The sequence below is a fragment of the Hydrogenophaga sp. PAMC20947 genome, from assembly GCF_004795855.1.
Lineage (GTDB): Bacteria > Pseudomonadota > Gammaproteobacteria > Burkholderiales > Burkholderiaceae_C > Hydrogenophaga.
This window is the reverse complement of record NZ_CP039252.1, coordinates 489,197-512,454: the sequence shown is the minus strand read 5'-3', so window position 1 is coordinate 512,454 and position 23,258 is coordinate 489,197. Positions and strand designations below refer to the sequence as shown.

The window sequence follows — 23,258 nt, the reverse complement described above, 5'->3', positions numbered from 1 at the left end:
AAGAAATATTCCATGGACATGAAGACCTCCCCACTGGCCCAACTCAAAGACCCCAGCCTGCTCAAGACCGATGCGCTGATCAACGGTGAGTGGATCAAAGGCAGCAGCCGCTTTGATGTCACCGACCCTGCCACCAGCCGCAAACTGGCCGACGTGGCCAACCTGGGCCCAGCCGACGCCGAGGCCGCCATTGCCGCCGCCAACGCCGCCTGGCCCGCCTGGCGTGCCCAGACCGCCAAGCAGCGCAGCATCATCCTGCGCAAGTGGTTCGACCTGCTCATGGCCAACCAGGAAGACCTGGGCCGCATCATGACCGCCGAACAGGGCAAACCGTTTGCCGAAGCCAAAGGCGAAGTGGCCTATGGCGCCAGCTTCGTGGAATGGTTCGCCGAAGAAGCCAAGCGCATCAACGGCGAGACCCTGCCCACGTTCGACAACAACCGCCGCCTCATGGTCTTGAAGCAGCCGATTGGCGTGTGCGCGGCCATCACGCCGTGGAACTTCCCGCTGGCGATGATCACGCGCAAGGTCGCCCCGGCCCTGGCCGCCGGTTGCACCGTCATCATCAAACCCGCCGAGCTGACCCCCCTCACAGCGCTGGCCGCCGCCGAGCTGGCCATGCGCGCCGGCATTCCCGCCGGTGTGCTCAACATGATCACGGCCGACGCCGACCAGTCCATCGCGGTGGGCAAGGTCATTTGCGCCAGCGATGTGGTGCGCCACATTTCCTTCACCGGCTCCACCGAAGTGGGCCGCATCCTGATGGCGCAGAGCGCCCCCACGGTCAAGAAAATGTCGCTGGAGCTGGGTGGCAACGCGCCTTTCATCGTCTTCAACGATGCCAACATCGACAGCGCCGTCGAAGGCGCCTTTGCCAGCAAGTACCGCAACGCCGGCCAGACCTGTGTCTGCTCCAACCGCTTTTACGTGCAAAGCGGTGTGTACGACGAGTTCGTTGAGAAATTCACGGCCAAGGTGAAAACAGCCAAGGTGGGCAATGGCTTTGAAGACGGCGTGAACCAGGGTCCGCTGATCGAAGAGGCGGCACTGGAAAAGGTGCAGCGCCATGTGGCCGACGCCGTCGCCAAAGGCGCGCGCGTCATGGCCGGCGGCAAGCGCCTGCCCGGCCAGTTCTTCGAGCCCACGGTGGTGGCCGATGCCACGGCCGACATGCTGTGCGCCAAAGAGGAAACCTTTGGGCCTTTTGCCCCTGTCTTCAAATTTGAAGAAGAGCAAGAAGCCATCGACGCGGCCAACAACACCGAGTTTGGCCTGGCCAGTTACTTTTACAGCCGCGACGTGGGCCGCATATTCCGCGTGGCCGAAGCGCTGGAATACGGCATGGTCGGCATCAACGTGGGCATCCTGGCCACCGAGCACGTGCCGTTTGGCGGTGTGAAGCAGTCGGGCCTGGGCCGCGAAGGGTCTCACCACGGCATGGACGACTACGTGGAGATCAAGTACCTCTGCGTGGGCGATATCCTTCAATAAGCCAGCTCTACCCCCCCAGAAAAGAGGCCCCGTCGGGGCCCTTTTTCATGGCAGATCCGCGTTTGGACCATGTGCCCTGGTGGCCCGCGCCAAGCCACCAGGGCCATGGTTTTGGGGCCGCGGTGTTAAAATAGATGTTTCCGATTGCTTCCGCCCGGTAACTCTGGGTCTGAAGCTGGTCACCTATCACCCGTCATTTTTTGGCGATTTTCGATAGCGGTAGCGGTAGCTGCCCAGTGACCTGGTCATGAACGCTGGCGCAGCTTTGCCCCAGATTTCTGACCGATTTTTTAGCAGCGCTTTTGCTGTTTTGTGTCCCGCGTCCATCGGTTTGACGTCGCTGCCAGCACCTTGTTGCTGCGGCGGCCCATGCTTACCTTGCATTGACGGGTCAAATTTTTTCACGTGCCAACGGCGTGCGCCTGCATGCCGTGCATGGCTATTTCAAAGGAACTCTGTATGACTATGTCCCGCACCCTGCTGCTCGCCGCCACGCTTTGCGCGCCTCTGGTGGTTCAAGCCGCTGAACCCGCTTCTTGCAAGAGGGTTCGTTTCGCCGATGTGGGCTGGACCGACATCACGGTCACCACCGCAGTCACCAGCAAGATTCTGAACACCCTGGGCTACAAAACCAAGACCAGCCTGATCTCGGTGCCTGTGACTTACAAGTCGCTGGAAAACAAGGACATCGACGTGTTCCTGGGCAACTGGATGCCCACCATGGAAGCCGACATCGCCCCCTACCGCGAAAAAGGCAGTGTGGAAACCGTGCGCGCCAACCTCGAAGGCGCCAAGTACACGCTGGCCGTGTCTGAAGCGGCATACAACGCCGGCCTGAAGTCGTTCGCCGACATCGCCAAGTTCAAGAAGGAACTGGGCGGCAAGATCTACGGCATCGAGCCCGGCAACGACGGCAACCGTTTGATTCAAGGCATGATCGACGACAACAAGTTTGACCTGGGCGAGTTCAAGATCGTCGAGTCCAGCGAAGCCGGCATGATGTCGCAAGTGTCGCGTGCTGAGCGCCGCAACAAGTGGGTGGTGTTCCTGGGCTGGGAACCACATCCCATGAACAGCCAGGTCAAGATGAAGTACCTCGAAGGTGGTGACGATGTGTTCGGCCCCAACCTTGGCGGCGCCACCATTTACACCAACGTGCGCAAGGGCTATGTTGAAGAGTGCGCCAACGTGGGCAAATTGCTCAACAACCTCGAGTTCAGCCTGAAGATGGAAAACGACTTGATGGGCGCCGTCTTGAACGACAAGAAGAAGCCCCGTGCCGCAGCCACCGCCTGGCTCAAGGCCAACCAGCAAGTGCTGGAAGCCTGGCTCAACGGCGTGACCACCTTTGATGGCAGCAAGCCCGCCATCGACGTGGTAAAGGCCGCACTGGCCAAGTAAGGCTTTTGCCCTGAACCCCATGATGGCCACAAGCCAGCATGGGGTTTTTAAATTCTCACCCGCATCCCTGGGTGAGCCCGCCCCAGCGGCGACCTGCTTCTACTCCATGGACATCCCAAAAATACCGCTTGGCGATTACATCGCCAGCTTCATCGACTGGCTCACGCTGCACGGCGCCGACTATTTCGACGCCTTCGCCGACACCCTCTCCGCGGCCATCAACGGGTCCACCCAGGCGCTGCTCTGGTTCCACCCTGTGGCGCTGATCGCCATTTTTGGCTTGATCGCCCACGGCATCCAACGCAAATGGATGCTGACCCTCTTTTGCGTTGCCTCGTTTCTGCTGATCCTGAATCTGGGGTACTGGCAAGAAACCATCGAAACGCTGGCACAAGTGCTGTTCGCCACCGTGGTGTGCGTGATCATTGGTGTTCCGCTCGGCATTTACGCAGCCCACAAGCCCCGCTTCTACATGGCCATGCAGCCGGTGCTGGACCTGATGCAGACGGTGCCAACCTTTGTCTACCTGATCCCTACCCTGACCCTGTTCGGCCTGGGTGTGGTGCCCGGCCTGATCTCTACCGTGGTGTTTGCCTTGGCCGCGCCCATTCGCCTGACCTACCTCGGCATTCACGATGTGCCCACCGACCTGATGGACGCCGGCAAAGCCTTTGGCTGCTCGCGCACCCAGTTGCTCACCCGCATCGAATTGCCCCACGCCATGCCCAGCATTTCTGCTGGCATCACGCAGTGCATCATGTTGTCGCTGTCCATGGTGGTGGTCGCCGCTTTGGTGGGTGCTGATGGCCTGGGCAAGCCCGTGGTTCGCGCCTTGAACACGGCGGATATTGCGGTGGGTTTTGAAGCCGGTCTCGCCATTGTGTTGCTGGCCATTGTGCTGGACCGCGTCTGCAAACAGCGCTCCCCATCGAAGGGCGGTGCCGCATGAGCCTGATTCAAATTCAAGACCTCGACGTTGTCTTTTCCAACTCGCCAAAACCCGCGCTCGACCTGCTCGACCAAGGCCTGTCGCGCGATGAGATCTTTAAAAAGACCGGCCTGATCGTCGGCGTTGAAAAGGCCAACCTCTCGGTTGAACGCGGTGAAATCTGCGTGCTCATGGGCTTGTCGGGCTCGGGCAAGTCGAGCTTGCTGCGTTGCATCAACGGCCTCAACACCGTGAGCCGTGGCCGCCTGTTGATCGAACACGAAGGTGCCAAGGTGGACATTGCCAATTGCTCGGCCGCACAGATGAAAGCCATGCGCACTCAGCGCATTGCCATGGTGTTCCAGAAATTCGCCCTGATGCCATGGCTCACCGTGGCCGAGAACGTGAGCCTGGGCCTGGAGATGCAGGGATTGCCCAGCGGCGAGCGCAAGAAGCGCATCAACGACAAGCTCGAACTGGTGGGCTTGAGCCAATGGCGCGACAAACGCCCCGATGCGCTTTCGGGCGGCATGCAACAACGCGTAGGCCTGGCCCGTGCACTGGCCATGGACGCCGACATCCTGCTGATGGACGAGCCCTTCTCGGCGCTCGATCCGCTGATTCGCCAGGGCCTGCAAGACGAACTGCTCGATCTGCAACGCCAACTGAACATGACCATCGTTTTCGTGAGCCATGATCTGGATGAAGCCCTCAAGCTGGGCAACAACATTGTGATCATGAAGGGCGGCCTGATCGTTCAACACAGCAAGCCTGAAGACATCGTGCTGAAGCCGGCCAACGACTATGTGCGCGCCTTTGTGGCGCACACCAACCCGTTGAACGTGCTCAGCGGCCACAGCTTGATGCGACCACTGGCCGAATGCGAGCAACACGATGGCGAGATCTGTCTCGACAACGAGGCCGATATCTGGCTCAAGCTGGATGGCCAGGGCGCATTGCAAGGCGCACGCCGTGGCACCGAGGCCCTCAGCTTGCAGCACTGGTCTGCCGGTGACACCATTGAGGCGCTCAAGCCGCAACAGCCTACCGTGGTCAACGCCAAAATTGGCATGCGCGATGCGCTGCACATTCGCTATCAGACCGGCCAGAAGTTGCTGCTCAACGATGGCGACAAGTTGGTCGGCATCCTGGGTGACCGTGAGCTCTACCACGCTCTGCTGGGCAAAGCCATGGGCTGACCTCCGTGTCTGCCCCGGCGACCGGCCCGTCAAGGGCCGTTTCGCTTTTTTGTTTCGCCTTTTTGCATTTTTGAACACCGAACAAGGAGACGCCCATGTCTGCCATTCCCCTGCAACAACTCTACATCGGTGGCGCCCGCGTGGACGCCACCAGTGGTGACACCTTCGACACCATCAACCCCGCTACTGGCGCTGTGCTCGCCACCGTGCAAAGCGCTTCCAAGCAAGACGTGGACGCGGCTGTAGCCAGCGCCCAAGCCGGCCAGCGGATATGGGCTGGCTACACGGCCATGCAGCGCTCACGCGTGCTGCGCAAAGCGGTCGACATCCTGCGCGAGCGCAACGACGAACTCGCCGATCTGGAAACGCTGGACACCGGCAAGCCGGTGTCTGAAACGCGCTTTGTCGATATCGTCACGGGTGCCGATGTGCTCGAGTACTACGCGGGACTGGCCACCGCCATTGAAGGCATGCAGGTGCCGCTGCGCGACAGCGCCTTCGTCTACACCCGTCGCGAGCCCATCGGGGTTGTGGCAGGTATCGGCGCCTGGAACTACCCCATCCAGATCGCACTCTGGAAATCCGCACCGGCACTGGCAGCGGGCAACGCCATGATCTTCAAAGCCAGCGAAGTCACCCCGCTGACCACCTTGAAGTTGGCCGAAATCTACACCGAGGCCGGCCTGCCCGATGGCGTGTTCAACGTGGTCAACGGCGCCGCCGCCGTGGGCACGTGGCTGACCGAGCACCCGGGCATCGAAAAGATCTCGTTCACGGGCGGTACGGTCACCGGCAAAAAGGTCATGGCCAGCGCCTCAAGCTCGACGCTCAAGGACGTGACCATGGAACTGGGCGGCAAGTCGCCCCTGATCGTCTTCGCCGATGCCGATCTGGACCGCGCGGCCGACATCGCGCTGATGGCCAACTTCTACAGCTCGGGTCAGGTGTGCACCAACGGCACCCGTGTGTTCGTGCACAGCTCGATCAAGGTGGCTTTTGAAGCGAAAGTCGTGGCGCGCGTGAAGCGCATCCGCCTGGGCAATCCCCAAGATGAAAACACCAATTTTGGTCCCTTGGTGAGCCACGCACACATGGAAAAGGTCTTGGGTTACATCGCATCGGGCGAGGTTGAAGGCGCCACGCTGCTGGTGGGCGGCGAACGCGCCAGCGAGGGGGCCCTGGCCAAAGGCGCCTACGTGCAAGCCACGGTCTTCACCGACTGCACCGACACGATGAAGATCGCGCGTGACGAAATCTTCGGACCGGTCATGGCCATCTTTGCCTTTGACGACGAAGCCGAGGTGATCCGCCGCGCGAACGACACGGCCTATGGTCTGGCCGCTGGCCTGGTCACGCAAGACCTCAACACAGCGCACCGTGTGATCCACCAGTTGCAAGCCGGCATCTGCTGGATCAACACCTGGGGTGAGTCCGCCGCCGAAATGCCGGTGGGAGGCTTCAAGCAATCGGGCGTGGGCCGGGAAAACGGCATTGAAACGCTCAAGGCCTACACCCGCAACAAGTCCATTCAGGTCGAACTCGGCGCGTACGCGTCGGTGTTCTAAGCCCGATAGAAAGAACGAAGCCCCATGGCCAACAAAGAATTTGACTACATCATCATCGGCGCCGGCTCGGCGGGCAACGTGCTCGCCACGCGCCTGACCGAAGATGCCGACGTGAGCGTCTTGCTGCTCGAAGCAGGCGGCCCCGACTACCGCCTCGACTTCCGCACGCAGATGCCCGCGGCACTCGCCTTCCCGTTGCAGGGCCGGCGCTACAACTGGGCCTACGAGACCGAGCCCGAACCCCACATGGACAACCGCCGCATGGAATGCGGGCGCGGCAAAGGCCTGGGTGGCTCGTCGCTGATCAATGGCATGTGCTACATCCGTGGCAACGCCATGGACTATGACGGCTGGGCGAAGCGCGACGGCCTGGAAGACTGGACCTACCTTGATTGCCTGCCCTATTTCCGCAAGGCAGAATCGCGCGACATCGGTGGCAACGACTACCACGGCGACAGCGGCCCGCTGAGCGTGACCACGCCCAAACCAGACCACAGTCCGCTGTTCAAGGCCATGGTCGACGCCGGCGTTGAAGCCGGCTACCCGCGCACCGACGACTTGAATGGCTTTCAGCAAGAAGGCTTCGGCCCGATGGACCGCACCACCACGCCCAAAGGCCGCCGCGCCAGCACGGCCCGTGGTTACCTGGACCTGGCCCGCCAGCGCCCCAACCTCACCATCGTCACCCACGCGCTGACCGACCGCATCCTGTTTGCTGACAAGCGCGCCATCGGCGTGGCCTATTTGCTCGGTGATCAGGCTGTGACAGCGAATGCCAAGCGTGAAGTGCTGTTGTGCTCGGGTGCCATCGCTTCACCCCAGATCCTGCAGCGCTCCGGCGTTGGGCCATCACCGCTGCTGAAGTCGCTGGACATTCCGGTGGTGCACGATCTGCCCGGCGTGGGCGCCAACCTGCAAGACCACCTCGAGATCTACCAGCAATACGAGTGCCTGCAACCCGTCTCCATGGTGGGCGCCCTGAAGCTGTGGAACCAGCCGGCCATTGGTGCCGAATGGTTGTTCCTCAACCGGGGCATCGGTGCCACCAACCACTTTGAAGCCGGCGGGTTCATCCGCACCTCGGATGAGTTTGACTGGCCCAACATCCAGTACCACTTCCTGCCCGTGGCCATCAACTACAACGGCAGCAACCCGATCAAGATCCACGGTTTCCAGGCCCACATGGGTTCCATGCGCTCACCGAGCCGGGGTCGTGTGCACCTTCGCTCCAAAGACCCGCACCAGCACCCGAGCATTTTGTTCAACTACATGTCCACCGAACAAGACTGGGCGGAGTTTCGCGCCGGCATCCGCATCACGCGCGAAATCATGCGCCAGCCAGCGTTGAAGCCCTTCGCTGGCCGCGAAATCACGCCCGGTGAGCCCGCGCAAAGCGACGCCGAGCTCGATGCCTATGTGCGCCAACACGCCGAAACCGCCTACCACCCCTGTGGCACCAACGCCATGGGCGTGGGCGACATGGCGGTGGTCGATAGCGAAGGCCGTGTGCATGGCCTGCAGGGGCTGCGGGTCGTGGACGCGTCCATCATGCCGGAGATCACCACCGGAAACCTGAACGCACCGACGGTCATGATGGCCGAAAAAATCGCCGACAAGATCAGGGGCCGCGCACCGCTGCCACGTTCAACGGCCACCTACTTCGTGGCAGGCACCCAGCCCGCTCGGCGCACCGTCCACAGCGCGCCCTAAAAAGCACAGCATCAGGGCAAACACCGCTTCCCGGTGTTGCCCGACCCGCTCAAAATATAAGCAGACACCGATTCAACGATGCACAGATGCAGGGAGCACTGCGATACCTTTCCACTCCGAGGAGACCCCATGAACAGAGCCACCTTCTTGCGCACCAGCCTGCTGACCATCGGCGTCACAGCCTTTGCAGGTTGCGCCATGCACGGCCCAGGCGGACAACACGCCCGCAACCACAGCCAGCGCCCAGCCGTGGTGTTCCAGGTCAGCGACAACGATCCGGCCAAATGGAACCTGGCACTGAACAACGCCCGCAATGTGCAGGCCGACTACGGTGCCGACCAGGTTGATATCGAAATTGTCGCCTACGGCCCCGGGATCCACATGCTCAAGGCCGACAGCGTGACCAGCAACCGTGTCGCTGAGGCCGCAAAGGCCGGCGTCAATGTGGTCGCCTGCCAGAACACCATGGACGCCCTCAAGCTCACCAAAACCGATATGCAAGCCAGTGTCGGCTACGTGCCAGCCGGCGTGGTGGAGATCATGAAGCGGCAAAAAGAAGGTTGGAGCTACGTCCGCCCCTGACTACTTTGTTGAGTGGGCACCCAGAGGCTTCTATAATCCACAGCTTCGCGGGTGTAGCTCAATGGTAGAGCTGTTGCTTCCCAAGCAACTGACGAGGGTTCGATTCCCTTCACCCGCTCCAGCGGAATTCCACGTCAAAGGCCCTTCACGGGCCTTTTTTGCGCCTGTCCCCTGGCGCTGCGACAGCAACGGCAGCCCGTAGCCCGCGCTTCAAGACCCACCGATTGGCGCACCCCACACCCCGACGAGGTGGGTACAAAGCCCGACCCAGCGCCCGGCATCGCTGAATGCCCGTACACTTTCGATTACAGCAATTGTTTCGATCTGTTACCTCGCGCCCCTCATCTCCTCGACCATGCCAGCCGACCCCCACGCCGCCAACCGCCTGTTCCGGCCAGAGGCGCTGGACAACCAGCGCACCCAGTTGCTCGGCAGCATCATCCTCACGCCCCGGCTCTCCACCCTCTGGCTCAGCCTCGCAGCGGCGGCCATCGCCCTCGCCGTGGTGGCGTTTCTGGCCCTGGGCAGCCACACACGCCGCGTCACGGTCTCAGGCCAGCTCATGCCTCAGGGTGGACTCATCCGGGTGCACACGCCACAGGCAGGCGTCGTGCTGGACAAGCGGGTGACCGACGGGCAAGACGTGGGCAAGGGCGAGGTGATGTATGTGCTCAGCAGCGACCGACCAGGCGACAGCAGCCAACAGATTCAAGCCCAGATTGCGCGGCAGGTGGGCGAGCGCAAAACCTCGCTGCAAATCGAAATTCAGCGCTCGCAGCGCATGCACACCGAGGAACTCTTCAGCTTGAAGCGCCGTGCGAACACGCTTCGCGCAGAGAGCCAGGCCATTGCCGCCCAGGTCGCGCAGCAGCAAGCGCGCCTGCGACTGGCCGAAGATGCCAGCCGCCGCTACAAGAGCCTGGCCGACCGCGACTACATCGCGCAGGAGGAATTTCTGCAGAAGGAAATCGACCTGACCGAGCAACGCTCCCGCTTGCGCGGGCTGGAACGGGAAGCCCTGGGCGTGCAGCGCGAACTGGTGCAACTGCAACAAGACATGGACAGCAGCCAGCTTCGCCACGACAACGCCGTGGCACAGCTGCAGCGCGAGATATCCAGCACCGACCAGCAGCTCACCGAAGTAGAGAGCCGGCGCCGCGTTGTGATCGTGGCACCTGAGCGTGGCCGCACAACGCTCGTGACCGCCGAGGTGGGCCAGACCATTGACACCAACCAACCCCTGGTCACTCTGGTGCCCGCTGACGGCAACCTCGAGGCGCGGTTGTATGCCCCCAGCAGCAGCATCGGCTTCGTGCAACCCGGCGACACGGTCTTGCTGCGGTACCAGGCTTTCCCGTATCAGAAGTTTGGCCAGCAAGTCGGTGTGGTGAAAACCGTCTCGACCTCAGCGGTGAGCGCCAGCGAACTCGGCAGCTTGCCGAGCGCGCCCGCGACCACCACCGAGCCCATGTTTGCGATCCAGGTCCAGCTTCACAGCAACACCATCGACGCCAACGGACAAGCCCGGGCGCTTCAGGCGGGCATGCTGCTGGAGGCAGACATCCTGCAGGAGCGACGAAAACTCTACGAATGGATGCTGGAGCCGCTGTTCAGCGTCACCCGGCGCGTTGAGCCTTGAACACCAGCGCCTGGAGAACCCTTTGACCTGGACCGACCGACTCTCTTTTGGCTTGGGCCGCCGCCTGCCCGTCATCTTGCAGACCGAGGCCGCCGAATGTGGACTCGCCTGCCTGGCCATGGTGCTCAATCACCATGGTGTCGTAACCGACCTGTCCGCCCTGCGCACGCGCCATCACGTCTCGCTCACAGGCATGACGCTGAGCACGCTCACCGACATGGCGCAAAAAGAGCAACTGGGGACCCGTGGCCTGCGGCTGGAGCTCAACGAGTTCCCGCAATTGCGTCTGCCTGCCATCCTGCATTGGGATCTCAACCACTTTGTGGTGCTCAAATCGGTGGGACGCGATCACGTGGTCATACACGACCCGGCTTTTGGCGAGCGGCGCCTGACCCTGGAAGACGCTTCACGCCATTTCACCGGCGTGGCGCTCGAACTATGGCCCAACCCCGGCTTTGCGCCGCGCGAAGAAAAAACCCGGGTGCGGCTGACCCAGCTCATCGGTCAGATTTCGGGGTTCTGGCCCACCCTGGCCCGCGTGTTGCTACTCTCGTTGGCGCTCGAGGTGTTCGGTCTGGCATCGCCCCTGTTCATGCAGTGGGTGCTCGACAACGTGGTGGTCTCCCGCGATCTGCAGTTGCTCACCACACTGGCGCTGGGGTTCGGTTTGCTGATGCTGGTGCAACAAGCCACCGGACTCGTGCGCTCCTGGCTTCTCATGGTGATCAACACCTCCGTTGGCCTACAGTGGAAGGCCAATGTCTTCGCCCACATGACCCGCCTGCCCTTGTCGTATTTTCAGAACCGCCACCTGGGTGACATCGTGTCCCGGGCCAACTCGGTGGAAGAAATCCAGCGCACCTTGACGGCCACCTTTGTCGAAGCCCTTTTTGACGGGCTGCTGGTCGTGCTCACCCTCGTGCTGATGTTTGTCTACAGCCCGCAGTTGAGCTGGATCGCGCTGATCGCGGTCGCCCTGTACCTCATCATCCGGCTGATCTGGTACCGCCCCCTGTACACCGCCTCGGAAGAAACCCTGGTGCGCGACGCCAACCAGGCGAGCCACTTCCTGGAATCGATCCGGGGCATGCGCGCGATCCAGCTCTTCGGGCGCCAGACCGAGCGCCAAGGTGCCTGGCAAACCTTGCAGGTGAGCGCCACCAACGCACGGCTGAAAGTGCAAAAATTGCAAATCCTCTATGGCTTGGTGCGGGGCATCCTCGGCGGCCTGATGGCTTTGCTTATCGTTTGGCTGGGAGCTCGGCAGATTGTGGCCACCGAGCTCACCGTGGGCATGCTGATGGCCTTCATGGCCTACCGAAGCCAGTTCGAAAGTCGCGTGATTTCGCTGATCGACAAGGCCATTGACCTGAAGATGTTGCGGCTGCACGCCGAACGACTGGCCGACGTGGTCTTGACCCCGGCCACCCCTCAGGCCGGGCGCCTGAGCGCGCGGGAGCTGGTCGCTGGCCGGGCATCCGGCGAGGCCGATCGCAGCAGCCCCGATCTGGTGCTGGACCACATTCGGTACCGCTACAGCGACGATACGCCCTGGGTGCTCGACGGACTCACTGTGCGCATCGCTCCGGGGGAAGTCGTAGCCATCACAGGGCGTTCCGGCTGCGGAAAGACCACCCTCGTCAACTTGCTGCTGGGAACGTTCCAGCCGCTGGAAGGCCACATCACGGCCGATGGCGTGCCCCTGGCGCAAATTGGCATCGACCGCTGGCGGCAGGGCGTGGCCACGGTGATGCAAGACGACACCCTGTTTGCCGGCTCGATCAGCGACAACATCGGTTTCTTTGACATCCACCCTGATTTTGAGCGCATGGTCGGATGCGCCCGAATGGCCGCGCTGCACGACGACATCGAAAAAATGCCCATGGGGTACCAGACCCTGGTCGGCGACATGGGGACCGTGCTCTCCGGTGGCCAGAAACAGCGGCTGCTGCTGGCTCGCGCGCTGTACAAACAGCCTCAGGTGCTGATTCTGGACGAAGCCACCAGCCACCTCGACGTCGCATCCGAAGCGCAGGTCAACGCAGCCATCACCTCGCTCAACATCACCCGCATTGTGGTGGCCCACCGTCCCGAGACCATCCGGTCTGCCCCCCGTGTGCTGGAGATTCACGCGGGACAGGTCAGCTTTGACGGTACACCCGACGCCTACTTTGCACATCTGGGCTTGCCTACGCGAGCGCCCGCATGACAGGCCGGTCCAAGCGCTGGGTTCGGCGTTGTGTGCCGATCGCGTCGGCTTTGCTGGCTGTGCTCGGCGCAACGCCTGTGCAGGCCGAAGAACCGGGCGCCTCTTTGCGCCTCACGACCGAGCTCAGGCAGGTGCCGACGCTCGCCCCTTCCGGCCCCTCAACCCCCGACCCCCACTGGGCCAGCCATGCGGATCGCTGGATACCGGGCGGCAGCGACTGCGATGAACAGGGCTCTCCGCCCTGGAGCCACCTCACGCTGAGCGCGGCCCTGGCCCACACGCTGTGCCAAAGCCCGGGTTTGCGCCAGGCCCTGGCCGATGTGAGCGAACAGGCTGCGGGCGTGGAACTCGCCGAGATCGAACAATCCGCCCGCTTCAGTGCCAACGCCGACTACAGCGCGTCACGCAACTTCAACTCCAGCGGCAGCTCTGGCCGGACCCTGGGTGGCTCTCTGGGCTTGTCCTGGATCCTGTTCGACTTCGGTCAGCGCAGCGCCAGTATCCAGGCCGCGCGCTTCACCTTGACGGCCGCGATGGCCGCCCAGGGCAGCACCGTGCTCACAGCGGTCAATGCCATGGTTCTGACCTATGGCGAAGCGGTGACCGCGTCCGCTGCGCTCGAAGCAGCCACCGAGGCGCTCAATGCCGCAGGCCAGACGGCAGCAGCAGCCCAGGCACGGTACGACGCGAAAGTGGGCAACCAGATCGAATGGCTGCAGGCGCAAACCGCTTTGGCCCAGGCGCAACTGGCGCGGGTCCGCGCCCGAGGCGTGTGGGAAAACGCCAGGGCAGCGCTTGCGCTCAGCTTGGGGGCCGCCCCCAGTCAAGCCCTGCAATTGAGCGATTGGGAAACCTGGGGCCGGGCAACGCCGCCCCCGGACAACCTTGACCGTTTGAACCAAGAAGCGCTGGAACAGCACCCACGCCTGAAGAACGTCAAAGCCCAGGTGGCGGCACTGGAAGCCCGCTTGAGGGTGGTGTCCGGGGCATCCCAAGGCAGCGTCAGCATCAGTGCCAGCGCCGGGACCTCCAAAAACTGGGGTGCTGCTGGCGAGGGCATTTTGCCCACCACCAATGGCGCGATTGTGGCCAGTTTCCCGCTGTTCAACGGTCGTGAAACGCAGGCACTGAAAGCCCAGGTGCAAGCCCAGATCACCGTGCGGCAGTCCGAGATGGAGGCGCTGAAACGCGACGTACAAAACCAGCTATGGCAAGCGCACCAGGCGGTGATGGTGAGCCAGGAAAGCCTGCAGGCCAGCGCCAGCCTGCTCACCTCGGCCGAGCGCACGTTTCAGGTCGCACAGGGGCGCTACAAGGCCGGTGTGGGATCGGTGGTTGAGGTGCTCGATGCCCAATCGGCGCTGGCCGACGCGCGCCGCCAGCGGGTGGCCGCTCAAGTCGAACGCATCACCAGCCTCACGCAACTCAGCGTGGCCACGGGCCGCCTGGCACCCTCGCCCGCTGTTCAGCGCTGACAAAAGCGGACCCACGCAAGCGTGAAAAAGGCGCCCTAAAGCGCCTTGTTCAAAAGGGCAGCAAGGGTGTCAGATCAGCGTCACGCCGGTCTTGGACTGCAAAAATTCAAGGGTGACATCGGGCGCCATCTCCACGACCTTCAAACCTTCTGGCGTCACGTCCATCACCGCGAGGTCGGTGATGATGCGATTGACCACACCCACACCCGTCAGTGGCAAGGTGCACTCGGGGATGATCTTCAAATCTTCGGTGCCGTCTTTTTTCTTGGCCACGTGCTCCATCAGGATGATCACGCGCTTGACGCCCGCCACCAGATCCATGGCACCACCCATGCCTTTGACCATCTTGCCGGGGATCATCCAGTTCGCCAAATCGCCCTTGGCACTGACCTGCATGGCGCCGAGGATGGACAAGTTGATCTTGCCGCCACGGATCATGGCAAATGACTGATCGCTGCCGAAAATGGCCGAGCCCTTCATGGTGGTGACGGTCTGTTTGCCGGCGTTGATCAGGTCGGCATCCACTTCATCGTCGTACGGAAACGGGCCGATGCCCAGCATGCCGTTTTCACTCTGCAGCCACACCTCGACATGGTCGGGTACGTGGTTGGCCACCAGAGTGGGGATACCAATTCCGAGGTTCACATAGAAACCGTCTTCCAACTCTTGCGCCGCACGCGCGGCCATTTGATCTTGGGTCCAAGGCATTTTTTTCTCCTTATTTGCGGTCGCGGACGGTGCGTTTCTCAATGCGCTTCTCAGGGGAAGCGTTGAGCACGATGCGGTGCACATAAATGCCCGGCAGGTGCACGTCGTCTGGCTCGATGTCACCCGTGGGCACGATGCGCTCAACTTCCACGATACAAATCTTGCCGGCAGTCGCAGCGGCAGGGTTGAAGTTGCGGGCGGTCTTGTTGAAACGCAAGTTGCCCGACATGTCGGCCACATCAGCCTTGATCAGCGCAACCGCAGGCATCAGCGCGCGCTCCATCACGTAGGTTTCGCCGTCAAACTCGCGCAACTCCTTGCCTTCGGCCACCAGCGTGCCCACGCCCGTCTTCGTGAAGAAGGCAGGAATGCCGGCACCACCGGCGCGCAGCTTCTCAGCCAGCGTGCCTTGCGGTGTGAATTCAAGCTCAAGCTCCCCCGCCAGGTACTGTCGCTCGAACTCCTTGTTTTCGCCCACGTAGCTGGAGATCATCTTCTTGATCTGACGCGTCTGCAGCAACTTGCCCAGGCCAAAATCGTCCACGCCAGCGTTGTTGGAAATCGCGGTCAGGTTCTTCACACCCGAATCACGCAGCGCGTCGATCAGGGCTTCGGGAATGCCACACAAGCCAAAGCCGCCCACGGCGATCAGTTGGCCATCAGCCACCACGCCTTTGAGGGCTTCGGCAGCGCTGGGGTAAATCTTGTTCACGTCGTTGGCTCCATGGATGAACACGGGAGTGTGCTCTGCAAACCGCTACGATACTACGTAACTGCATACGTAGTTTGACCTAATGGCTAACCCGAACACGCCCCCGCCCATGCCCATGCCCGACATTGACTACCGGCTCGCCTTCGACCTGGCGCCACTGGGCATGGCGCTCTCGCGCCAGCGCACCATGGTGGACTGCAACCAGGCCCTGTGCGAAATGTTCGGCACCTCGCGCGAGCAGCTCGTCGGCCAGAGCTTTCAACTGCTGTACCCCAGCGTTGCCGAATACGAGCGCACCGGCGCCCGAATCGAACCCATCCTGGGCCGCAACGGCACCTATGCGGACGACCGCGTGATGAAACGCGCAGACGGCCGATTCAAAGGTGAGCCGTTCTGGTGCCATGTGACCGGGCGGGCCCTGCACCTTGGGGCCCCACACGAAGCGGGCATCTGGAGCTTCGAAGACCTCAGCTCAAGGCGCGCGGTCCGCTCCGAGCTGACGGGGCGCGAGCGCGAAGTGGCGGCCTTGTTGATGGATGGCCTCACCAGCAAAGAGATCGGCAAAGCGCTGGGCATCAGCCACCGCACGGTGGAAATCCACCGCGCCCGCCTGATGCGCAAGTACGAGGCCCACAGCACGCCAGACCTGGTGCACCGGTTGCTGGCAGGCTGAAGAGGTCTGGCAAACCAGGGGCCCTGGCTGGCCCTCCCCTTGCTCAGTTCGGCTGGTAACCACTCTCCTGAATGATCTTGGCCCACACCTTGGCGTAGCTGCGCTCACGCGCGGCCAGCTCGTCGGAAGACATGAAACCAACGCTCAGGCCCATGGTGGTGAGCTTGTCGCGCACGTCGGGTTGGGCGATGGTTTTTTGAATCGCCAATGCCAATTTGTCGAGCGTGGCCTTCGGTGTCCCAGCCGGCGCAAACACGCCGTAAAAAGGCACCTCTTCAAACCCGCTCAGACCCAGTTCGGCCAAGGTGGGTACTTCGGGCATCGATGCCTGGCGCTGGGTGCCCATCACCGCAACCACCCGCACTTTGCCGGCCTTGTGGTTTTCAATGAAGTCCGGAATGGAGGCCACGCCTGCAGGAATCTGGTTGCCCAGCATGTCGGACATCATCGGCGCACTGCCCCGGTAAGGCACAGCCACCAGGTCCAGTCCATTTTTGCGGGCAATGACTTGCACCAGAAACTGAGGCACGGAACCCGGCGCCGGAATGCCCACCACCCCTTTGCCACCGCCCTGCTGCTTCACCTGCGCCACATAGGCCTGGAAAGTCTTGGCTGTCGTCCCGCCCGAGACGGCAAACGCGTTGACGAACGTGGCGATTCCCGCCACAGGCACAAAGTCCTTGGCCGAGTCATAGCCCGGATTCCGGGTCACCATGGGCAAGATAGTGATGCTGTGGTCGTGACTGAGAAACAGCGTCTGCCCATCGGGTGCTGCGGCCTTGAGGGCCTGAGCAGCGATCTGCCCGCCCGCGCCGGGTTTGTTGTCCACCACCACGTTGCTGCCCAGCTCGATCTGCATGCGCTCGGCCAGGATGCGTGCAATGGCATCTGAGCCGCCCCCCGCAGGAAATCCCACCAGTATCTTGGTGGTGCTCGCGGCCTGTGCGTTGCCCAGCCCCAGCGAAAATGTGGCGCCCAAGGCCAGCGCAGCCCGAAGGCTGTGCTGCAGCCAGGTTCGACGGAAACGACTCATGAATACTCCTGAACTGTGCAAAAAATCAAATCAAAATCGCTGAAGCCGTGGCCTGGAGCATCCAACCGGCTTTTTGTCACGTCGCGGGTGCATCGACCACCTCGGCCGCAGTGCGAAACGCATCGACCGACGCGGGAATGCCGCAATACACGGCAGCATGCAGCAACACCTCCTGAATCTCACTCACTGTGGCGCCGTTGTTCAGAGCGCCGCGCACATGGCCTTTCAGCTCATGTTGCTTGCCCAGCGCCGTCAACATTGCCACGGTCACCAAACTGCGGGTCTTGCGGTCAAGCCCTTCACGCTGCCACACATCGCCCCAGGCGTTGCGGGAAATATGCTCCTGTATCGGCATCGTGAAAGGCGTTGCCTGGGCGAATGCCCGGTCAACAAACTCATCGCTCATGACTTCGCGACGGGTGGCCAGGCCCTTGTGGAATTGTTGGTCTTGCATGCGGTGCTCCAAGTGTCAGGCGGTTGAAAAGTCCAAGGATAAACTGAGGCTTGACCTCAAGAACCACAACAGGAGACTCCATCATGAATACCCCCCGTTTCCCTTTGCCCGACATCAACAGCCTCCCGAATGACATCAAGGCCAAAGTCCTCGAAGTCCAGGAGAAAGCAGGGTTCGTGCCCAACGTGTTTCTGGCCTTCGCCCGCCGCCCAGCCGAGTGGCGCGCTTTCTTCGCGTACCACGATGCCCTCATGACGCCAGAAACGGCAGGGCGCACCTCGGGCCTGACCAAGGGCGATCGAGAAATGATCGTGACCACCACCAGCGCGGCCAACAACTGCCTCTACTGTGTCGTGGCCCATGGAGCGATCCTGCGCATTTACGAAAAGAAGCCGCAGGTGGCCGACCAAGTGGCCGTCAATCACCGCAAGGCCGAAATCAGCGACCGCCAACGTGCCATGCTCGATTTCGCCATGAAGGTTTGCCTGGACGCCCAGTCCATTGAAGACGCCGACTTTGAGGCGCTGCAAGTCCACGGCTTCAGCGATGAAGACGCCTGGGACATCGCCGCCATCACGGCCTTCTTCGGGCTGTCCAACCGCATGGCCAACTTCGCTGGCATGATGCCCAACCCCGAGTTTTACCTGATGGGTCGGGTGCCGAAGGTGAAGTAAATCAGGACGCGGAAAGCCGGGGCGGCTGACCCGATCCTTGGATCAACGCCCTGGCATGATCAGACATCGGCACAGATTTCTGTTTCGGGAAATCCACCCAGACCACGGTTGCACCACCGCTGGCGCACACCGTGTCAGGGTCATCGGTGCGCAACAGCTCGTGGTACGTGTCGAATGATGTACGACCCATCTCACCCACATAGGTGCGCACCAGCACATCGCCCGGAAACTCCAGCTGTTTGATGAAATTGCAAAACGCATTCACGATCACGGGGCCTTCGCCTTGGGGCTTGGCGGGCAGCCCCATGCCAAAAAACCAGTCCAGCCGCGCCATCTCCATGTAGCGGAAGTAAATGGTGTTGTTGACATGGCCCATGGCGTCCATGTCGCCCCAACGGATGTTCGCTACCACGCTGTGCACCAGGCGTTTTTTTTCCGGCAATTCGAGTTTCATACTTCCATCCTTATCGATGGGCCTTGATCGAAGCCAAGATACCCGCCACAAACAACACGCAAGCCAGCCACTGCATCGCAGCCGGCCAGTGCGCATTCCAGACAAAGCCATACAGCAGGCCAAAAACCGTCTCGCTCACAATGAGCTGCCCCGCCAGGCTGGCGCTCAGGCGGCGGCTGGCCATGTTCCACAACACCGAAGCGACCCACGCCGCACCCACGCCCGTGATACCGCACACCAAAACGTAGGTGCCAAAACCATCGCGATCCACCATGATTTGCAGCGGGCTGCCCGCCCACAACCAGATGGGGACAGCGCCCAGGCCAGCGGCAACACCCATCCAGTTGGCCCACATGGTGGAATTCACTTCGGGGTGCTGGTGGAGCCAACGCTTGTTGAGCAAGCCAAACAGCACCCAGGACGCTGCGGCCAATCCCGCATAAAAAACACCCAGCCACAGATCAGCGCCCGCGCCCACCGCCCCCAACCCACTCGCCGTGGCGTGCATCATGAGCGCCATGCCCATGACGGTGAGCAACAAGCCAGGGACCAGCTTGCGCCACAGCAGGCCTTCAGGTTTGCCCAGCAACATCATCCACAGCGGAATCGTGCCAATCACCAACACCGGCAAGGTGGCGCCAGTCGTCTGAATCGCCAGCGACAGCAACAGGTAATAACCCGTGTACCCGAGCACGCTCAGCCACAACGCCGCCCCCGCCTGGCGCCAGGTGGGCCAGATGCGTTGCCGGCGCGCACCCGACCACAGCATCAGCAGCAGCGACACCAGCCCACAAGCCAGGTACCGCCCTGCTGTGATATCCACCGAGCTGAAGTTGGGCGCCATCAGGGGCGCGACAAAAGCCATGCCCCAAAAAGCACCCGCCCCCAAGCCAGCCAAGATGCCCGTGCCCATGCCGGGCGAGAGGCCTGGCCTCACAGAAACCACCGATGCATTCACCGCAGCCCCGTCAACGCGGTCAAAGAAGGGCAGCAAAGCCGAGGATGCCGCGAAGCCGGCGCGGGGGGAACTTCAAGCGCCGAATCCATCATCAGCAGCGATCACAGCGCCATTGACGAAGTGGCTTTCGTTGGAACACAGCATGACCAGCACCGCATCCAGATCCGACGGCTGACCCACGCGTTTGCGAGGCAACATGCTGATCAGCTTCTGGCCTTGCTCGGTCTCCCAATGCTTGTGGTTGATCTCGGTATCGATGTAGCCAGGGCAGAGTGCATTGACGTTGATGCCGTACTTGCCCCATTCGACGGCCATGGCCTTGGTCATGTGCACCACAGCGGCCTTGCTCATGCAATAGACACCGATCTGCGGCAGCACCTTCAGACCGGCCATCGAGGCGATGTTCACAATGCGCCCGCCCACATAGGTGCCCGGCGCCGAACCCTTGGCGCGGGCCAGCATGCGCTTCGCAACCTCCTGAGCCACAAAGAAGGCACCTTTGGTGTTGGTGTTCAAGACAAAATCGTAGTCTTCTTCGGTCACATCCTGCAGGCGCTGAGTGGTGCTCACACCCGAATTGTTGACGAGGATATCAATCCCGCCAACTTCCGTTTCCGCGTGGGCGATCGCCGCCTTGATCGACGCCAGATCGGTCACATCCAGGGCCACCACATGAGCATCCCCCCCATCGGCCTCAATGTGTGCGCGCAGGGCCATCAGACGGTCTGTGCGCCGCCCGGCGAGCACCACCGCTGCGCCGGCCTTGGCCAGGGTCTTGGAAAATTGTTCACCCAGGCCACCCGAAGCGCCCGTGATAAGCGCGACGCGCCCCGATAGATCCAAGCTGTATGCCATTTAGAGTCCTCTCTCAAAAATGCGGTTCTCACACACCCGCGCGGCGTGTGTGACACTGATTGTGCCCCCTGGACCACTAAAATCGGTCGCAACCACGACAAGCGGGCCGGTTCCGCCTTGTCTTCACGCCTTGCAGACCGGCCACCGGTTCTGCATGCCCACGAATCCGACAACAGAGGCTTGACACCATGACCCACGACGAAATCCTGAGCACCTACGGCCCACGCGAAGCCATGGAGTACGACGTGGTCGTGATCGGTGGCGGCCCCGCCGGCCTGTCCACAGCCATTCGCCTCAAGCAGCTCGCTGCCGAGAAGGGCAGCGAGCTGAACGTCTGTGTGCTGGAGAAAGGGTCCGAGCCGGGCGCCCATATCTTGAGCGGCGCGGTGATGGACCCCAAGGCCATCACCGAACTCTTTCCCAACTGGAAAGAACTTGGCGCGCCGCTGAGCCAACCCGTCTCTGGTGATGACGTGTTGTTCCTTTCCGAGAGTGGCCACAAGCGCACCCCCGACGCCCTGGTGCCGCGCAATTTCCACAACCACGGCAATTTCGTGGTGAGCCTGGGCGCTGTCACCAAGTGGCTGGGCGAGCAGGCGGAGGCCCTGGGCGTGGAAATTTTCCCCGGCTTTGCGGCCGCAGAAGTGCTCTACAACGAAGACGGCTCCGTCAAGGGCGTGGCCACGGGCAACCTGGGTGTGGGCAAAGACGGCGAGCCAACCGGCAACTTTCAGCTGGGGATGGAGCTGCATGCCAAATACACCGTGTTCGCCGAAGGTGCGCGAGGCCACCTGGGCAAACAGCTCATTGCCAAGTTCAAGCTGGACGAAGGCAAGGATCCTCAGAGCTACGCCATCGGGATCAAAGAACTCTGGGAAATTCCCGCAGACAAAGCGCAGCCAGGCAAGGTGGTGCACACCGCCGGCTGGCCCATGGACAGCGAAACCTATGGCGGCGGTTTCCTCTACCACCTCGAGGGCAACAAGGTCACGCTGGGTTTTGTGGTGGGCCTGGACTACAAGAACCCCTGGCTCTCGCCTTTTGAAGAGATGCAGCGCTGGAAAACCCACCCGGCCATCAAGGCCCACATCGAAGGCGGCAAACGCCTCGGCTATGGCGCCCGGGCCATCACGGCCGGCGGCCTGCTGTCTTTGCCCAAAACCGTGTTCCCAGGCGGTGCGCTCGTCGGCTGCGATGCGGGTTTCCTGAACGCCGCCCGCATCAAAGGCAGCCACGCCGCCATCAAGAGCGGCATGATGGTGGCAGAAGCCGCTTTCGAGGCCGTGGCCGCTGGCCGCACCAGCGACGAACTCACGGCCTTCCCCGCCGCGTTCGAAAAGAGCTGGCTGCACACCGAACTGCACCAGTCACGCAACTTCAAGCAATGGTTCAAAAAAGGCAGCACGATCGGCGCGCTCATGACTGGTGTCGAACAGTGGTTCTTGCCCAAGATCGGCGTCAGCACCCCGCCGTGGACCATCCACCACACCGCGGCTGACCACACCATGCTTCGCCCGGCCAACGAGATGCCGCAGATCAGCTACCCCAAGCCCGACGGCAAGCTGACCTTCGACCGCCTTTCCAGCGTGTTTGTCTCCAACACCAACCACGAAGAGCAACAGCCGTCCCACCTCACGCTGAAGGATGCCAGCGTGCCGGTGAGCATCAATCTGGCCAAGTACGCGGGCCCCGAAGCGCGCTATTGCCCAGCAGGGGTTTACGAATTCGTGAAGACCGAAGATGGCAAGGACCGTCTGCAGATCAACGCGCAAAACTGTGTCCACTGCAAAACCTGCGACATCAAAGACCCCACACAAAACATCGTCTGGGTCACCCCTGAAGGCGGCGGTGGACCCAACTACGCGGGCATGTGACCGCCGCCTCCCTGCACCCCAGCCTGCTGCAGCGGCTGCAGGAGCTCAGCAGCGGCTCAAGGCGTTTGCTGGGTATCGTCGGCGCACCAGGGTCGGGGAAGTCCACTCTCGCGACGCTGGCGGTACAGGCCTTGGGCGAACGCGCTCAAGCCGTTCCCATGGACGGCTACCACCTTGCGCAATCCGAACTGATCCGTTTGGGTACCGCGGATCGCAAAGGGGCGCCGCACACCTTTGATGCCGCGGGTTACTCGGCGTTGCTGCGGCGCTTGAAGCAACAGCCCGCGAGCGAGGTGGTGTATGCCCCCGATTTTCGCCGCGACCTTGAAGAGCCTATCGCCGGCACGCTGCCTGTCTTTGCCCAGACGCCACTCGTCATCACCGAAGGCAACTACCTGCTGCTCGAAGAGGGTCCGTGGGCCCCTGTGACCGGGCTGCTCGACGAAGTCTGGTTTCTGAGCGTCGCACCCGCTCTGCGGCTGGAGCGGTTGGTACTGCGCCACATGCAATTTGGTCGCAGCCGGGCGCAATCGATGGACTGGATTGCCAACAACGATGCACTCAATGCACAAGTGGTCGAAGCCAGTGCGCCAAGAGCGCACAGGCAGGTCCACTGGAATGAAGCGCAGGCAATTTACCAATTTTCTGATCTGTAGCCGTCTTG

Annotated in this window: 22 protein-coding genes and 1 tRNA gene; 15 read left to right on the top strand and 8 right to left on the bottom strand. The window is 62.0% G+C overall.

What is annotated here, in order from left to right; translation table 11 throughout:
* Positions 1 to 12 precede the first annotated feature (12 nt).
* Entirely contained in the window at positions 13 to 1,491 is a 1,479-nt protein-coding gene (locus E5678_RS02335; RefSeq protein WP_136177037.1) for an NAD-dependent succinate-semialdehyde dehydrogenase, read from the top strand.
* A gap of 186 nt (positions 1,492 to 1,677) precedes the next feature.
* Here E5678_RS02335 and E5678_RS02330 read toward each other — a convergent pair whose 3' ends face one another.
* Entirely contained in the window at positions 1,678 to 1,896 is a 219-nt protein-coding gene (locus E5678_RS02330; protein WP_136177036.1) for a hypothetical protein, read from the bottom strand.
* Positions 1,897 to 1,950: 54 nt separating this feature from the next.
* Here E5678_RS02330 and E5678_RS02325 point away from each other — a divergent pair, with 54 nt between their 5' ends.
* The 10 genes from E5678_RS02325 to E5678_RS02280 all read left to right on the top strand — a co-directional run bounded on the left by E5678_RS02325 (position 1,951) and on the right by E5678_RS02280 (position 14,199).
* Positions 1,951 to 2,892: a choline ABC transporter substrate-binding protein gene (locus tag E5678_RS02325; protein ID WP_136177035.1), complete on the top strand. Its 942-nt coding sequence runs from the start codon at positions 1,951 to 1,953 to the stop codon at positions 2,890 to 2,892.
* 106 nt (positions 2,893 to 2,998) lie between these two features.
* On the top strand, positions 2,999 to 3,841 hold the full coding sequence (choW, locus tag E5678_RS02320) for a choline ABC transporter permease subunit (protein WP_136180592.1): 843 nt from the start codon (positions 2,999 to 3,001) through the stop codon (positions 3,839 to 3,841).
* Entirely contained in the window at positions 3,838 to 5,019 is a 1,182-nt protein-coding gene (choV, locus tag E5678_RS02315) for a choline ABC transporter ATP-binding protein (protein WP_136177034.1), read from the top strand. Before choW ends, choV begins: the two co-directional genes overlap by 4 nt.
* A gap of 95 nt (positions 5,020 to 5,114) precedes the next feature.
* Entirely contained in the window at positions 5,115 to 6,584 is a 1,470-nt protein-coding gene (gene betB, locus E5678_RS02310) for a betaine-aldehyde dehydrogenase (protein WP_136177033.1), read from the top strand.
* Positions 6,585 to 6,608: 24 nt separating this feature from the next.
* Complete coding sequence (gene betA, locus E5678_RS02305; RefSeq protein WP_136177032.1) at positions 6,609 to 8,294, top strand: choline dehydrogenase; 1,686 nt, start codon at positions 6,609 to 6,611, stop codon at positions 8,292 to 8,294.
* A 129-nt stretch (positions 8,295 to 8,423) separates the two neighbouring features.
* Complete coding sequence (locus E5678_RS02300; RefSeq protein ID WP_247596884.1) at positions 8,424 to 8,876, top strand: DsrE family protein; 453 nt, start codon at positions 8,424 to 8,426, stop codon at positions 8,874 to 8,876.
* A gap of 47 nt (positions 8,877 to 8,923) precedes the next feature.
* Positions 8,924 to 8,997: transfer RNA gene (locus E5678_RS02295), tRNA-Gly, on the top strand.
* A 234-nt stretch (positions 8,998 to 9,231) separates the two neighbouring features.
* Positions 9,232 to 10,515: an HlyD family efflux transporter periplasmic adaptor subunit gene (locus E5678_RS02290; protein WP_136177031.1), complete on the top strand. Its 1,284-nt coding sequence runs from the start codon at positions 9,232 to 9,234 to the stop codon at positions 10,513 to 10,515.
* Between the two features lie 22 nt (positions 10,516 to 10,537).
* Complete coding sequence (locus E5678_RS02285) at positions 10,538 to 12,724, top strand: peptidase domain-containing ABC transporter (protein WP_136177030.1); 2,187 nt, start codon at positions 10,538 to 10,540, stop codon at positions 12,722 to 12,724.
* On the top strand, positions 12,721 to 14,199 hold the full coding sequence (locus E5678_RS02280; protein ID WP_136177029.1) for a TolC family protein: 1,479 nt from the start codon (positions 12,721 to 12,723) through the stop codon (positions 14,197 to 14,199). The genes E5678_RS02285 and E5678_RS02280 overlap by 4 nt, the downstream gene beginning before the upstream one ends.
* Before the next feature lie 69 nt (positions 14,200 to 14,268).
* On the opposite strand, the gene E5678_RS02275 is transcribed toward E5678_RS02280, so the two are convergent.
* Positions 14,269 to 14,907 carry a 3-oxoacid CoA-transferase subunit B gene (locus E5678_RS02275; RefSeq protein WP_136177028.1) on the bottom strand — a complete coding sequence of 213 codons (639 nt, stop codon included), beginning with the start codon at positions 14,905 to 14,907 and terminating at the stop codon, positions 14,269 to 14,271.
* A 10-nt stretch (positions 14,908 to 14,917) separates the two neighbouring features.
* Complete coding sequence (locus tag E5678_RS02270) at positions 14,918 to 15,619, bottom strand: CoA transferase subunit A (protein WP_136177027.1); 702 nt, start codon at positions 15,617 to 15,619, stop codon at positions 14,918 to 14,920.
* Positions 15,620 to 15,734: 115 nt separating this feature from the next.
* Between E5678_RS02270 and E5678_RS02265 the strand changes: the two genes are divergently transcribed.
* Positions 15,735 to 16,292 (top strand): LuxR C-terminal-related transcriptional regulator, encoded by a 558-nt coding sequence (locus tag E5678_RS02265; protein WP_136180590.1) that lies wholly within the window; start codon positions 15,735 to 15,737, stop codon positions 16,290 to 16,292.
* A gap of 43 nt (positions 16,293 to 16,335) precedes the next feature.
* On the opposite strand, the gene E5678_RS02260 is transcribed toward E5678_RS02265, so the two are convergent.
* Complete coding sequence (locus tag E5678_RS02260; protein ID WP_136177026.1) at positions 16,336 to 17,325, bottom strand: Bug family tripartite tricarboxylate transporter substrate binding protein; 990 nt, start codon at positions 17,323 to 17,325, stop codon at positions 16,336 to 16,338.
* A 76-nt stretch (positions 17,326 to 17,401) separates the two neighbouring features.
* The gene (gene pcaC / locus E5678_RS02255) at positions 17,402 to 17,779 is read right to left on the bottom strand and encodes a 4-carboxymuconolactone decarboxylase (RefSeq protein WP_136177025.1); all 378 of its coding nucleotides are present in this window, start codon (positions 17,777 to 17,779) and stop codon (positions 17,402 to 17,404) included.
* A gap of 83 nt (positions 17,780 to 17,862) precedes the next feature.
* Between pcaC and E5678_RS02250 the strand changes: the two genes are divergently transcribed.
* Positions 17,863 to 18,453 carry a peroxidase-related enzyme gene (locus E5678_RS02250; protein WP_136177024.1) on the top strand — a complete coding sequence of 197 codons (591 nt, stop codon included), beginning with the start codon at positions 17,863 to 17,865 and terminating at the stop codon, positions 18,451 to 18,453.
* 1 nt (position 18,454) lies between these two features.
* On the opposite strand, the gene E5678_RS02245 is transcribed toward E5678_RS02250, so the two are convergent.
* From E5678_RS02245 to E5678_RS02235, 3 genes are read right to left on the bottom strand one after another with little or no spacing between them, the layout of a single operon-like run.
* A complete protein-coding gene (locus E5678_RS02245; protein WP_136177023.1) occupies positions 18,455 to 18,907 on the bottom strand; it encodes a thioesterase family protein in 453 nt (150 codons plus the stop codon).
* A 10-nt stretch (positions 18,908 to 18,917) separates the two neighbouring features.
* Positions 18,918 to 19,901: a DMT family transporter gene (locus tag E5678_RS02240; RefSeq protein ID WP_348770360.1), complete on the bottom strand. Its 984-nt coding sequence runs from the start codon at positions 19,899 to 19,901 to the stop codon at positions 18,918 to 18,920.
* A gap of 36 nt (positions 19,902 to 19,937) precedes the next feature.
* Positions 19,938 to 20,720, bottom strand: coding sequence for an SDR family oxidoreductase (locus tag E5678_RS02235; protein WP_136177022.1), 783 nt, complete (start codon positions 20,718 to 20,720; stop codon positions 19,938 to 19,940).
* A 188-nt stretch (positions 20,721 to 20,908) separates the two neighbouring features.
* On the opposite strand from E5678_RS02235, the gene E5678_RS02230 reads away from it, so the two are divergent.
* Positions 20,909 to 22,594, top strand: coding sequence for an electron transfer flavoprotein-ubiquinone oxidoreductase (locus E5678_RS02230; RefSeq protein WP_136177021.1), 1,686 nt, complete (start codon positions 20,909 to 20,911; stop codon positions 22,592 to 22,594).
* A complete protein-coding gene (locus tag E5678_RS02225; protein WP_136177020.1) occupies positions 22,591 to 23,250 on the top strand; it encodes a nucleoside/nucleotide kinase family protein in 660 nt (219 codons plus the stop codon). Before E5678_RS02230 ends, E5678_RS02225 begins: the two co-directional genes overlap by 4 nt.
* Positions 23,251 to 23,258 lie beyond the last annotated feature (8 nt).